Origin of the sequence: Pleurocapsa sp. PCC 7319 (assembly GCF_000332195.1) — a bacterium.
In the GTDB taxonomy this organism is placed as follows: Bacteria; Cyanobacteriota; Cyanobacteriia; order Cyanobacteriales; family Xenococcaceae; genus Waterburya.
Genome location: NZ_KB235922.1, coordinates 183,760 through 197,954 on the forward strand (window position 1 = coordinate 183,760; position 14,195 = coordinate 197,954).

The 14,195-nt window shown below is 36.9% G+C and carries 7 protein-coding genes and 1 tRNA gene; 2 read left to right on the top strand and 6 right to left on the bottom strand.

The features are described from left to right. Nucleotides 1–147 precede the first annotated feature (147 nt). Nucleotides 148–1,275 (bottom strand): WecB/TagA/CpsF family glycosyltransferase, encoded by a 1,128-nt coding sequence (locus PLEUR7319_RS0104995; protein ID WP_237743517.1) that lies wholly within the window; start codon nt 1,273–1,275, stop codon nt 148–150. Nucleotides 1,276–2,001: 726 nt separating this feature from the next. Here PLEUR7319_RS0104995 and PLEUR7319_RS0105000 point away from each other — a divergent pair. After that, nucleotides 2,002–4,173, top strand: a complete 2,172-nt coding sequence (locus PLEUR7319_RS0105000) for a polysaccharide biosynthesis tyrosine autokinase (RefSeq protein ID WP_019504107.1) — start codon at nt 2,002–2,004, stop codon at nt 4,171–4,173. A gap of 28 nt (nt 4,174–4,201) precedes the next feature. On the opposite strand, the gene PLEUR7319_RS0105005 is transcribed toward PLEUR7319_RS0105000, so the two are convergent. The 4 genes from PLEUR7319_RS0105005 to PLEUR7319_RS0105020 form a co-directional block, all read right to left on the bottom strand. Next, nucleotides 4,202–4,882, bottom strand: a complete 681-nt coding sequence (locus tag PLEUR7319_RS0105005; protein WP_019504108.1) for a protein-L-isoaspartate(D-aspartate) O-methyltransferase — start codon at nt 4,880–4,882, stop codon at nt 4,202–4,204. A gap of 320 nt (nt 4,883–5,202) precedes the next feature. Continuing rightward, the gene (locus PLEUR7319_RS0105010; RefSeq protein ID WP_019504109.1) at nt 5,203–6,195 is read right to left on the bottom strand and encodes a homoserine kinase; all 993 of its coding nucleotides are present in this window, start codon (nt 6,193–6,195) and stop codon (nt 5,203–5,205) included. A gap of 230 nt (nt 6,196–6,425) precedes the next feature. Next, nucleotides 6,426–6,499: transfer RNA gene (locus PLEUR7319_RS0105015), tRNA-Met, on the bottom strand. Nucleotides 6,500–6,587: 88 nt separating this feature from the next. Beyond that, nucleotides 6,588–7,460 carry a DMT family transporter gene (locus tag PLEUR7319_RS0105020; RefSeq protein WP_019504110.1) on the bottom strand — a complete coding sequence of 291 codons (873 nt, stop codon included), beginning with the start codon at nt 7,458–7,460 and terminating at the stop codon, nt 6,588–6,590. 229 nt (nt 7,461–7,689) lie between these two features. Here PLEUR7319_RS0105020 and PLEUR7319_RS0105025 point away from each other — a divergent pair, with 229 nt between their 5' ends. Further along, nucleotides 7,690–9,144 (top strand): PLP-dependent aminotransferase family protein, encoded by a 1,455-nt coding sequence (locus PLEUR7319_RS0105025; RefSeq protein WP_019504111.1) that lies wholly within the window; start codon nt 7,690–7,692, stop codon nt 9,142–9,144. A 46-nt stretch (nt 9,145–9,190) separates the two neighbouring features. Here PLEUR7319_RS0105025 and PLEUR7319_RS0105030 read toward each other — a convergent pair whose 3' ends face one another. After that, entirely contained in the window at nt 9,191–14,026 is a 4,836-nt protein-coding gene (locus PLEUR7319_RS0105030; protein ID WP_019504112.1) for a caspase family protein, read from the bottom strand. Nucleotides 14,027–14,195: the final 169 nt, after the last annotated feature.

The following is a 14,195-nucleotide window of genomic DNA, read 5'->3' on the forward strand; positions in this document are numbered from 1 at the left end:
TGTAGTTCATTCTGATTTAAATCCAGAAGGATATCTGAAAAGTATCAATAACTACTTTAAAGTGAATTCAGCCATACGAAATTACTAAAGTTTAAATTTGATTGTTTAGGCAATAAATATATCTATGAGGTAACAAAAAATTCTATATTATATAACCTCTAATAGAGACTTTTGAGACTGTGAAGAGAAATCATAGTTGATTGATATATCTTCAGTTAAAAATAACCCCTTACGTCTTATATATTGTTCAACCAATAGCTCTCTCAACCTATTTTTAGAAATAATTTTTTGTTCTATAAGAATCTCACCTAATTTATTATTAGTGTTATTTTGTAAATTCAAAATATTGTTTAAACTACGTTGTTTTATATTTTTTCTCTCTATTAAGAGTTGACCTAACTTTATATTCTGATTTTTAAGGTAAAACTTTAATTGAGATAAAGATATAAAATTACATCGGACTAAAATCTCTCCAATTTTTAAATTTGGTGATAAGATTTGCTGAGATAAAGCTTGATTTAATTCCTTTGTTGATATTATGTTTTGGCGGATCAAAATTGCACCAAGCTTCTCAGGAGAAAAATTCAAAGTTTCTACATCTACCAATATATTTTCTTCTGATAATCGCCAGCTTGTTTCTCTTGATTGCTCTTTATATGGAGTCAATATTTGTCTAATAGCCAGATAGATAAAAGGAGGAATCGTTGAGCTATAGCGATGCCACAGGCGGCGAGGCTCTTGTAATAATCGGTATAACCATTCCAAACCAGAATGTTGAATCAAATAAGGGGCTCGGGGAGTAATTCCTGCATACATAGAAAAAACTGCACCAACACCAATCATGACACCTTTAATTAACCCTTGATATTGAGACATCCAGATTTCTTGTTTAGGACATCCCAGACAGACAAAGACAATTCCTGCACCACTTTCATTAATTTCTTCAATTAGTTCTCTGTCTTTAGTGCGGCGAATTTCATCAATAGACATTAAGGGAATGGATTTCATCCCTGCAACTTTCAAAATAGGATACTCTTGATCTAATTTTTGCCTTATCTTGCTCAAAATATCTTCGGTAGAGCCAACAAAATAAATAGGAATTCCAGTCTTTTCAGCTAAATTACACAAGTAAAGAAAGACTTCCATTCCAGGCACTTGATTTTGATGATAAATTCCCAGCAAACGTAACATCCATACCAAAGGTTTACCATCAGGAGTAACCAAATCGGCTTGATGTAAAACTTTTTTAAACGAAGAATTACGATAAGCCTCCATAATCATATGAACATTTGCCAAACAGACAGCTTTACTGTCTCTGATTTTTGCCCAGCGCAAAATCAACATCATTTGCTCTTCAAAGGGCATACAAGTAACGGGAGTATTAATAACTACTTTCTTAAATATCATTATATTTACTATTTATACTAAGTTGAGTTCTTTTAACATAATGCTTCAGTAACTTCTCAAGCAAAAACTAAAAAATTAAATATATGCTGAACACTTGAAAATAGTTAAAATAAGTCAAGCAGTCTTCCTTTTTTCATATTGATGTGTGTTCAAAAGAATATTTTTTAATTAATATGATATGAATTTTTGTATATACAAAAATTCAAGATTGTTTTATTCACAAGCTAAAGAATAACCATTAATATTTTATAAATATTCAAAGACAAAACAAGTAATTAATCATCAAGCCGTTCTATATATAATTTGTATACTACACTTAGTATTTTGAATGTGTCAATAAACAATTGTCAACTAAACAAAAACATTATATTTGTTACTTTTTTATGAAAAATATATAAAGATAAATGCAGAATGATTGTTATGCTTTAGACATTATTATTTTTGTGAAGTAAACTTGAAAAGTAGATTTTGCTTATATCTTATAAACTAAATAATCACAGTATCAATCGAGATAAGCTATTATTTTAGTTTGTTTGTAAATATCAAATATAGATCGAATTATTTAATAGAAAATATATTTTATTTTTTGTAGTTATGAATCAAAGTTTTGGAGAGCAAAGATCATACTATCTTAATGATGCTTCTGCCAAAGACAATTCAGAAGGAGGATTGAATCTAGGTGAAATCAAAAACATTATTCTGAGAAACTTTCCCCTGATTACTGGTTGTACTTTAGTTTTAACTTCCTTAGCTTTACTGAAAATTTCAACTACGCCTCCAGTTTATGACGCTAGTTTTGAAATTTTATCTGAAGCACTAAATATTGAAACGAGTCTAACTTCTACTAACTACAATGAACTGTCTACAGAAACTAGAGAACAAATCACCTCTGTAGATTTAGATGAAGTTCAGCTTAAGGTTTTAAAAAGTCCTAAACTTATCTTGCGAACTGTTGAATCTCTTAAAAATCAATATTCAGCAATAAATTATCAAGAGATGATCGGCAATTTAACTATCGATATTAAAGAGCAATCAGATCAACGAAATATTTTACTAGTGATGTATAAACATCACAACAAGCAACAAGTCTCAGATGTGATCGATAATCTTGCTCAAACATATATTGACTATAGTTTGGAAAAACGTCAATCGGGAATTAAACGAGGGATTGCTTTTTTAGATCAACAAATACCCAAAGTAGACTTGCAAGTCAAAGAAATAGAGAATCAAATCAGCGACTTAAGAAGTAAATATAATTTTATTGAGCCAAAAATTTCCATCGATCAAATTACAAATCGTTTAAATATTCTGGCTCAAGAACGTGAACAAAATACCATTAAACGTCAAGAATTACTCTTGAAGCTTAGAAATCTCGAACAAGAACTAAAACCACAATCCAATAACTCAACTACCGCAATTGAACTAGCTACTCCCCGATATCTTGAATTACTCAATCAATTACGGAATACTGATGTTGAGATTGGCCGTAAGTCTGCTATTTTTACAAATAATAGTATTGAAATACAAACTTTAAAACAAGAAAAACAACAAATTGCAGCTTTAATAGTTAAAGAAAGAGAGGCCATACGTCAAAAACTCGACAATCAAATAAAAATATTAGAAAATCGGCAACGAACTATAACAGTAGAGATAACTAATCTTCAATCAAGACTTGAAGAATGGTCAACAATCTCCAGAGACTACAATCATCTTCAAGAAAAGTTAACTATAGCTAACAATAAGCTTAATGAATTTACTCTACAAAAAGATGCTCTTCTCGTTGATGCAGCTCAACAAGAAGCTCCTTGGCAACTTTTAAGTCCAGTTACAGAACCAAAAATTAACAATATTAGTACTATTAATTATTTAGCGCTAAGTTCTACTCTGGGCTTACTACTGGGAGTGGGAGCAGCTCTCGTTTTAGATAGTTCTCAAAAAATTATTTATACTTCTGGCAAAGTTGAAGAAATTACCAACTTACCTGTTCTAGGTACTATCCCTTATATTCCCAAGAGTAAGGATTGGTCATTTATTAGAGAAGCAAGACAACTACCACCACCAGAAGCAAAATTACAGGGATTAAAACAATCTTCCCCGAAGTTAGTTTCTCCAATGTCAATAGAAGCATTTCGCTCTTTTGCTGCTAATTTAAACCTTTTTAATTTCAATGCCAATCCAGAAGTTTCTTCAGATACTAGTCTTAAGTCTATAGTGATTACCTCTGCCATTCCCAGAGAAGGAAAATCTACTGTTGCTTTAAATCTTGCTAGAGCCTGTGCTTCTCTAGGAAAAAGAATTCTGCTAGTTGATACAGATTTACGTAGTACAGATTGCTTAACTAAAAGTTTTGGTCTAGAGTCAGAAATAGGCTTAAGTGATATCTTAAATCAAGACAATACTAATCTAGGGTTAGAATATATCCAGCAAATACCCTCAGAAGAAAATCTTTTTATTCTTACTTCTGGTTTTAATGCACTCGATACGGACTCTACTAAACTAGACCCTAGTCGATTACTAGTTTCAGGAAAAATGCATCATTTGATGGAAGAAATAAAAACCCATTTCGACTTAGTTATTTATGATCTCTGTGCTATTACTGGCTTTGCTGACGTTAATTTACTTGCAGCCAAAACAGATGGAATTATAGTCGTAACCGGTTTAGGTAAGATACAAAGTATGGCACTAACTGAAGCCCTCAACCAATTAAGGCTTTGCCCAGCTCCCGTCTTAGGAGTAGCTGTTAACCAAGTGGTCAATAAAAGCTAGATTTTTTGGTTCTGCCGAACTTGAATAATCATTTGCGAGATTTTGATTTTCTTCTCATGGGTACAAAACGAACTGGAATAGTGCTTTTTTCAATTATCTGATCCTCTGTTTTGGTTAACACCACTATTTGCTGAGACCACGTACCCACAGGAATGATCAATTTACAGTTATTTGCTAGTTGATCGATTAAGGTTTTGGGTATATGTTTCGGAGCCGCGGTGACAATAATTGCGTTGTAAGGAGCGTGTTCCGCCCAGCCTTGGTATCCATCACCAGTTTTTATTTTGATGTTGTAGTAACCAAGTTTACTAAGAGTTAAACGAGCTTTTTCAGCTAGTTGGGGAGTAATTTCGATAGAATAGACTTTTTGGGCGATTTCTCCCAGTATTGCCCCTTGATATCCACAACCAGTGCCGATTTCTAAAACTTTTGCTTTGGGAGAAATTTCAGCTGCTTCAGTCATGTAAGCTACGATGTAGGGCTGGGAAATAGTTTGGTTATGACCGATAGGCAAGGGTTGATCGCTGTAGGCTAAATCTCTCCACGATGAGTCAACAAATTCATGGCGGGGCACTTTGGACATTGCGGCTAAAACTCGCTCATCTTTGATACCGCGATCGCGTAGCTGATATTCAACCATTTGTCTTCTCTGCAACTCAAATTTATCTTCAGCAGTTGTAGAGTCACTAGTTATAATTTTGGAATTCATAACAATTTTTATCTCTGAATTACAATATTTTTCGAGTAGATCAGAGCGATTTTTTGGTAATTTCTCCTGACTACATCGAGGTAAGAACTTTTTATGCTTTCTGCCTTATTCAACTATTAAATAACTTACAGGAACAAGATTTAGTCCGAATCACTCTAATTTCCACTTGAACTACATTTACAATTCTAGAAAGATAGTTTGAGAGAGTTGTGAAAGTTTAATAACTATTACTATTAAAATAGTGCTTTGTGTATTAATTAAAACTTGACAGACCGAGATCTAGACTCAATCAAAGTTAATTGTGGCGAAAAGAAGTTAAGTCAAAATAATTGCCACTCTTTACTACTTAACCTTTTAAGCTGTTGGAGACGTTTACTACAATAGCAATTATCTAATCTTGACCAGTTGTGGATTGCTGCTGCATTAATACTTATCGCCCAAGCCCAAATATGAGCCATTTGGGTTGCGGCTTGTAGAGATTCTGTTTCTGAATCGGTAAGTTTTTGGATTGTTTGGTAGCCAGCAAAGAAGGCATCTCTAACTTTTCGATTCATTCCCGCGCCAAGTGAAACTTGAAGAAACTTGGCAATATCAAAAATACGCCAACCATAACCACATTGATCAAAATCAAATAAAGTAATCTGATTATCGGCGGTAAAGTGAACGTTCCCACTATGAGGATCGCCCCAACAAACACTCCAAAATGGGGCTGTTTGCTCAAGACAGGATAGCTGCTGTTTAATCTTGGCAATAGTATTGGTTAGATAGCTTAGATCTTTATTTATGTCGCTTAGACAAGGACTGATAACTTCAAGTGAATCATCGAGCAGATGTTTGAAATTTAAAGGCTGTCGAGGAGTTTGACTATTAAACTTCAAGGAGGTTTGATGAATTCTGCCCAAAGTCTGACCCAAAATATTACTTTGGTCAATACTCAAGTCTCCTAAGGGCACTTCTCCTGGTGCGAAGCGAAATAATGCACCATAGCGATCGCCTTCTACAGCATTAATGGTTACAAATAGCTTGCCATCTTTGGTTTTTAAGGGATTAGCAACAGGAATATGGTGTTGAAAAAGGAAATCAAGAAATTCTAGCTCGAACTGAATATCGGACTTAGAACGCCAGTGATGATGAGAAACTTTTAAGATGTAAGATTGGGCTGCTGTTTCTATCAGATAGATATCACTTAAACCACGATTCCAAAATAGACACCGATCTATTGCTCCTAGTTCATACTTGGGAAGCACCCCCTCGATTAAGGCTTGAGGAGATAAAGTTGAGTAGATGGCGGGAAATACACCCATAGCTACCATCGATAATTAGACCCTTTACTAACTGCAGATTAATTTGCTCAAAGCAGCAATTTGATCGTAAAGTAAGCACTAAAACTTGCTTGCTGACCTAAATCCTTGCTGTTGACCAAGGCTAAATGATATATATTTATCCAAATTACCTGCTATCTAGTCCAATTTAAGTATCAAATGATACTAAAGCCATATTGAATAGTTTATATAACCTTAAGGATATTGACTAATTCTTGAAATGGCGGGAGGCGGATTTGAACCACCGACCTTCGGGTTATGAGCCCGACGAGCTACCAGACTGCTCTATCCCGCGTTGCTTGAGCTAGCATAACACACTTTAAAAAGAAAAAACAATTCTCGACAAATTACCTTCTTGGTAAATAGAAAATTTTTGATTCTGGCTAAACGCGTTTGCCCCATGCCACACAAAAAATCACCCCTGCTGCAAAACCCAAGGTTTTAATCGTTAAAGGTTCACCGAGTAACACTGCTGATGCCAAAATTGTCAAAAAAGGTTGAATTAGTTGAATTTGGCTGACACGAGAGATTCCCCCGATAGACAACCCACGATACCAAGCAATAAAACCCAAAAACATACTAAAAAAGCTTACGTAGAAAAAACCTATCCAAGCATTGATAGAAATAGAATGTACCGAGCTAGGAAAATGTTTAAGTGAAATCGGTAGTAAAACGGGTGTAGAGAGTATGAGCGACCAACAGATAACTTGCCAGGAGCCAAAAGTACGAGCTAAAATAGCACCTTCAGCATATCCTATACTTGCGGCTACAACTGCACCCAACAAAGCTAAAGCTGCTAAACTAATTGACCCTGCACCAGACATAAGAGCAAAGCTAATTATCAACCCGCTTCCCATTAGTGCAAAAATCCAAAAAGACTTGGAGACTTGTTCGCCACCTCGCCAAACACCAAAGAAAGCAGTTACTAGTGGTAAAAGTCCCACAATCACTGCTCCATAAGAAGCGGGAGCGTCACGCATGGCGATCGCCGAAAGCAAAGGAAATCCAATTATCACCCCAGCAACAACAACAACAAATCTAGGAAGAAATCTCCAAGGAGGTATAGTTTGACGAGTTACAACTACAAGAATTAAGGATAAACCTGCCGCTAAAACTGCTCGACCAAGACCAACAAAAACTGGATCTAATTCCGCAACAGCAAGACGAGTAGCTGGTAGAGTAAGACTAAAAATTAGTACGCCTAAAAATCCGTATACTAAACCTATCGACTCTTTTTGAGATTGTGAATACAGCATTGCTTATTTGTCTTTAAAGTGAGAAGGTTTCATTTTTAAGTTCTCAGTTATGATGCCTACTATTACTATTGCTAAATCAATTAAGAATAAGAAGATACAAAATATTTGATTTATGGCTAGTACAGTTAACGTATTTTGCAGCTGTTCTATTAAAAATCCACCAAAACTGTACCAGTAGGTTATTAAAAAGATCGCGTAATATAACTGAAGACGCACAGAGGAAGCAAAAATGAGAATTCCTATTAATCGTCAGGCAGTAAAGCCAGTTTATTTACAAATTCGCGATCGCTTTAGTCGTTTAATTAAGTCGGGAACTTTAAAAACTGGAGATCGCCTTCCTTCAATTCGCTCTTTGGCTAAAAATATTCAGGTTAATAAATTAACTGTTATTGAGGCTTATAACATTTTAGAAGCAGATGGTTTAATTCATGCAAGTCCAGGCTCTGGATACTTTGTTAACCCAGAAATCCTTATTGATCTTCCATCTCAATCTAACTTTGCTCCAGAACAAAAAGTCATTATTCCTCAACAAAAAAGTGCTTCCTTCTTTGATATTTATCAACTTTCGGTACAAGCAAAAAGTCAGCCTGGAGCAATTGATTTTAGTAGTGGCTTTCCTATCTCATCTGGATTAAAAGATTTACAGCGTCATGCCAGACGAGCCATGAAAAAGGTAACAGAAACTTTATTTAACTATGACTTTCCTCAAGGACAACTTGTTTTAAGACAACAAATTGCCAAGATGCTGATCCAATTGGGATTGGAATTATCTCCTGAAAATCTAATTATTACTAACGGATCGAAGCAAGGTCTATCTCTAGTACTGAATCACTATCTTCAGCCTGGAGACTGGATAATAACCGAAAGTCCCACATATTATGGTTCTTTAGAAATTATTGAAAATATTGGAGCCAGAATTATTGGTATTCCGATGCAGGGTTCAGGAATCAATTTAGAGCTTCTAGAACAGTATTTACAAAGCCATCATCCCAAATTAATTTATACTGTATCTACGTTACAAAATCCTACTGGAATCACCACTACACTTCAGCATCGTCAGCAATTATTAGCCTTAGCCGAACAACACAATTGTTTGATTTTAGAAGATAATGCCTACGAAGGTTTAAACTTTGAGCCTGTTCCTCCACCGATAAAATCCTTAGATGACAGTGATGCAGTTATCTACACTGGTACATTTTCCAAAACTTTGATGCCTGGATTAAGAGTTGGGTACATTCTCGCCACAGGAAAACATTATCGTCCTTTGTTAGAACAAAAATTATTTCACGATCTTCACGTTTCTACCGTTTCTCAGGCAATTGTCAGCGAATATCTCGCGTCAGGACATCATCGTCATCATCTTAATCATCTGCGAGCTAGCAATCTGTGCAGTCGTAACGCCATGCTGCAAGCATTAGAAGGTTGTTTTCCCGAAGAAGCTACTTGGACTGTACCTAATGGCGGCTTATTTCTCTGGGTGCAGCTACCTGCTGAAATTTCTCTAGTTTCAATTGCTCGTCAAGCTTGGTCAGAAAATGTATTTGTTTATCCAGGTATGCCGTTTTTTCCAGGTCAAAAAGGATACAATGCATTACGTCTAAACTTTTCCCATTCTCCTGAAATAATTGAGCAGGGTATTGCAATCTTAGGAAAGTTGTTGAAAAAACATCTAGTTAAAATTTAAGATGATCTACACAAAACTGTTAATTATTTTTTATTTTTGATGAATCTTATAGGCAGATTTTTTGTTCACTCTGTTTCACACTAGGATTATTTGTCAGATAGTCAGACAAGCGATCGCATCCTTGAGTTAAGAGATTATCTAAGTCCAGGTTCCAGGAAAATAGACCTTGTTGTTCTTCAGCACTAATTATTGACTGATCGTCGCTACTAAATGCCAGACTATTAATTTGGCTAGTATGTCCTCGAAGATTTTTGATTAGTCTTCCTGTTTCGGTATTCCAAAGTTTAATCTGGCGATCGCCACTTCCGGTCGCTAACAGAGTACCATCAGAATTAAAGCTAATCGTAGTTACACCATCCTGATGTCCTGTAAGAGTTTGTAATAGCTGGTTGGTTTTTCCTTGTATCCTCCAGATTTTAACGGTATTATCCCAACTAGCTGAAGCCAAGATTTCGCCGTCAGGAGAGAATTCTAAGGAGGTAATAGCTAGATCGTGGGCATCAATAGTTTGTAAAAATTCTCCGGCGATCGTCCAGAGTTTAATCATGTTGTCGTATCCAGCGGAAGCAATGAAATTGCCATCGGGACTAACAGTAACAGTTTTGATACTATCTTTGTGTCCTTTTAGGGTTTTAATTAGTTTTGGTTCACCCTCTAAATTCCACAGTTTAAGAGTTTTATCTTCGCTACCAGAGATTAAAATTTTACTATCGGGACTAAAGACAATACTATTGATTCCATCCTGATGACCTTTCAGCTTATCTACTAAATCACCATTTTCCGCATTCCAAAGCTTAATAGTTTTATCCCAACTTGCCGAGACAATAAATTTACCATCAGGACTATATTTGATTTGTGAAATAGCTTCATCATGTCCTGATATAGAGTGAAAAAGTTTGTGGGCGTCACCAGAATGATTACGCCAAATTTTAATCTTGCCATCCCAATCGGCTGTAGCAAATGTACCAGAGGAGATGGGTGAAACTGCAACACTATAAATTCCCTCTGCTTTTTCTAAATAGCGATTAAAAACTTGCCAGATTCTGACAGTTTTATCGACACCAGTAGAAATTAGTTTATATCTTTGGCTGTCTTGATTCGGAATAAACTCAACGTCCGATACTTCTCCTGTATGTCCGCTTAAAGTTTGCTGCAAAATACCATCCTTACTCCAGATGTTAACGTTGCCATCAATAGTCGCAGTGGCTAATAATTCTCCATCAGGACTAATACTGACGCTGTTAACTGGTTCTGAATGAGAGTAAGAACTAATTATTTGATTATCTGATTTTGACCGTAGTTGCACTAGACCATCATTATTAGTAGAAACCAGGTAGGCACTATGTTTGGGAGTAAGCTTGTTTTTGGCTGAATAAATAGGATTGATAATTTGACTCGGATTACCATCTAAGGTTAAAGCAATCGGATTTGCTTGTGCTTGTTCCGCAGTTAAAGTATCGAGTAAAGTACCATCATGTTGCCAAACTTTTATAGTTTGATCGTCACTAGCAGTAGCGATTAATTGCCCATCATTGCTAATGCTGACAGCATTAACTTTTTGACTATGACCTTCAAGACGATTTAATTCCTGAGTGCCATAAATCGACTGTTGCAGAGTAGCAGTAGTTTGAGCTTGGGTATCTTGCCAATTATCTTGACCGACTAAAAATTCACCTAAACTATTGATTTTGCCTAATTCTTTTGCTGCTTTAACACTAGTAGCCAAAGATTCTAACTGTTGATTCGACAATAATTGCGCTTCAGCAATAGCATTTAAACTGTCGATATTTTCAAGTTGAGTAATTAGTTTTTGGCGATATGCAGTGACACCAAAAGCAGTAGCCGCTAAACCCAATACACCAAGGGTAGCAGCAGTAATTTGTGCTTTACGTAAGCGTCTTTTTGCTTCTCGTTGTTCAGCAAGCCTGGCATCAATACAACTAGCGACATATTCTTTGGCAGTATCGGACAACTCGTCGGTGTATTTAACAAATATTTCTTCTGCTTCTGCTAAACGTACACCTCGCAAGAGAAAATCATCCTGTTTATTTTTTTGCAACCATAAAACTGCTGCTTGTTCGATCTGACGTTGCGATCGCAACCTACTTCTATTTTCTTCTAACCACCAACGCAAACTTGACCAGTGACGAATCAGGATTTCGTGGACAACTTCTACTGTTGCTTCCTGGCGCATCGCCTCCATAAATAGTTCATCGTCAGCCGGCGGAGAGTCGGCACTGCGACTCTGTCCAATATTTGTGCCGTTATCTAGGTTAACTACTAATAATTTGGCATCTGTGAGTACCCGTAAGGTTTTATCGATCAAAGCCTCGGGATATTTAGCTACGACTAAATTAGATTTAGTAATCCGACGACGGGTATCTTCTGTCCCTTCTCCTAACTGAGTCAGGTTGAGGAAAATCCATCTCGCACAATCTTGCGATTCACTATCGAGATTATCGTATACTGCCTGGGCTTGCCTTTCTAATGCACCCTTGATACCCCCTAATTCTTGATAGGCTTTAAGGGTTAAATTTCCATTTTGGCGACGTTCCCACAGTTGTTGCAAAGCAAACTGTAATAGCGGTAGATCCCCTGCGGAACGGTCTAAGTCCTGTAATAATACTTCGACTAAACCAGATTCAACTTTTAAACCTACTTGTTCAGCAGGTTTGACGATCGCACTGCGGTAATCTTCTTCTGTCAGATACGGGGGGACTAAAACGCTGTCTTTTTGCAATATCTGTGCTAACTCAGGTATTTCTAAACAAGAAGCCACAAAATCTGCTCTAATAGTTAAGACTAATTTAAAGCGATCGCCCGCGTATTTAATTGCTCCCAGTATTAAATCAATAAATTCTTGACGTTCACTATCTCCCGCCAGGGTAAACAACTCCTCAAACTGATCGATTACTAGCAATACCATTGGTTCCGTCCGAGTTCGTAACCAACGCACAAATCCCTCTACACCCTGATAAAGTAAGCCCTCAATTTGAAGTTTTTGTTGTGCTTGAGATTCTTTGCTACCAGAGTCGGTTAATAATTTAGCTAATGCTTGTACAGGCTTATTCCCAGGACGAAAACAACCCAGCCACCAGCGATCGCTTCCTGGTAGTTGTTTACCCTGTCTCAGTTGTGCCATCACCCCCGCCTGAACTGCTGAGGATTTACCACTACCAGAAGCCCCAACTACCGCCAAACTAGGCTGATGATTAAGACGATTTAATAACTTTTGGACTAAAGCTTCTCTGCCATAAAAATATTCAGCACTGTCTTCGTTGAATGCCTGTAATCCCATATAGGGACAGATGCCTAAATCCAAAACGGGCTGATGATTTGCTACGCCATTTTTGTAGGGCAACACCTCGATTACTCCCTGAGTCCCTGAGAGCCAAACTTGAGGCACAATTTCTGTTCCTGCTAAGGCAATCTGTAACTGAGTAATCCAGGCAGCGACGGGAAATCCGGCATGAGAATCGGCAGTTTGCAGAGTTTCCCATAAGGCACTGGTAAACTGCTGTGAAGACTCTTGAGGGGCATTGGCAGCAATTAAACACTGTCCTCGTTCCGCTTCTAGTTGCAATTCTTCTACCCATTCCATTAGAGAATGTTCCCCAGGACAGTCTAAGATCACGATCTGCTGGACAGCTCGGGAATTTTTGAGGATTGTTCTTAACCAAGAACGAGATATGCGAATACCATCCCTTAAAACCAACCAGGATTCTCCCAAATCTGTGGTTTCAATTTGTCCTCGTAGATAAAGTAAAGCCGTGGTGATTTCTGGAGTAGTTTTAGTCGTCACCTGGGAATTTAAGCACTTGGCGATCGCATCTTTTACTTTTGTCCAGGGTTCATTGGTTTGGGGAAAATATCTGAGATTAAATTGCCCTTCACTCTTTAAGATTTGACTTAAAGCTAGAGTACGATTGGTTTTCAATCCACCATCAATTACTAATGCCTGACGAGGATTAACTTCTAAATTACAAAGCGATCGCTTACCCAGGATAACCTTACCAAAGCCTTCCACAATACGTTTGGGAGTCTGCAAGGGAAATTCTGATTGTAGTCGTCTTTCTCCCCGACTACTTTTTTGCTGGTTAATTAATCGGATCTGTTGATTAGTTTTATCTATATACCGTAAGGTTTGATGATAGACATACTGATATAAAGCGTCAGCTTCAATTACACCTTGGGGATCGGCAGCTTCACCTCGTAAACCCCGCATCAAATAATAAGTAAATACTCCATGTCCTAATTCGGGAAACTCCCAGGATTGTTGAGTTTGATCGCAGGACAATAAAGCATAAAACCCTTTACTTTCCGCTGCCTTATGCCGCAAAACCTCAACTAACTGGGAACTAGGATCGACTAAACTTCGACTCTCTGTCCCCCTCAAAGTCATCCCACCACTATGACATGCATCTAACCAGACCAATTGCTGACTGGCTGCACAGTTACTTAACTGTTTTAATAGGGTGTTTAACGGTAAACCTGTAGTTAATAGTTTTTTAGTATTAGTATCACTCAAGCATAAAATTACTTGTTGAGTCTTGGGATCTAAAATACCGTGTCCCGAAAAATAAAACAGAATTGTATCATTAGAACTAGCTGAATTAACTATGTGTGCAATACTACGCTGAACATCTGTTATGTAGGGATGTTGACTTACAAAATCATGGTGAATAATAACTTCCTTGGCAGTCAAGCTAGCTGTAGCTTCCTTAAGTGCTTCCCCTAAACCCTGACAATCCAAAGCCGAATATTGAAGAGAAGGTAAATTTTCTTGGTCTTGGTATTGATTCACACCCACCAAGAGAATCCAAAGTTTGGCAGTTGATGATTTAGAAGTTACTTTAGAACTGGGTTTAGCGCGAGGACACATCGCTTGTTACCATTTGATTTGTAAAAGTCAGTATATATCTTTAGGTCAAATGCTCCCTATTTATGCAGTCTAATTGTTCAAAATTTCATATTGTTATCAAAGCTTGGTAAAAAAATTTTATCTAATTCTAGTTCGAGTTATACTAATAGACTGTGTGTTTATTAATAGC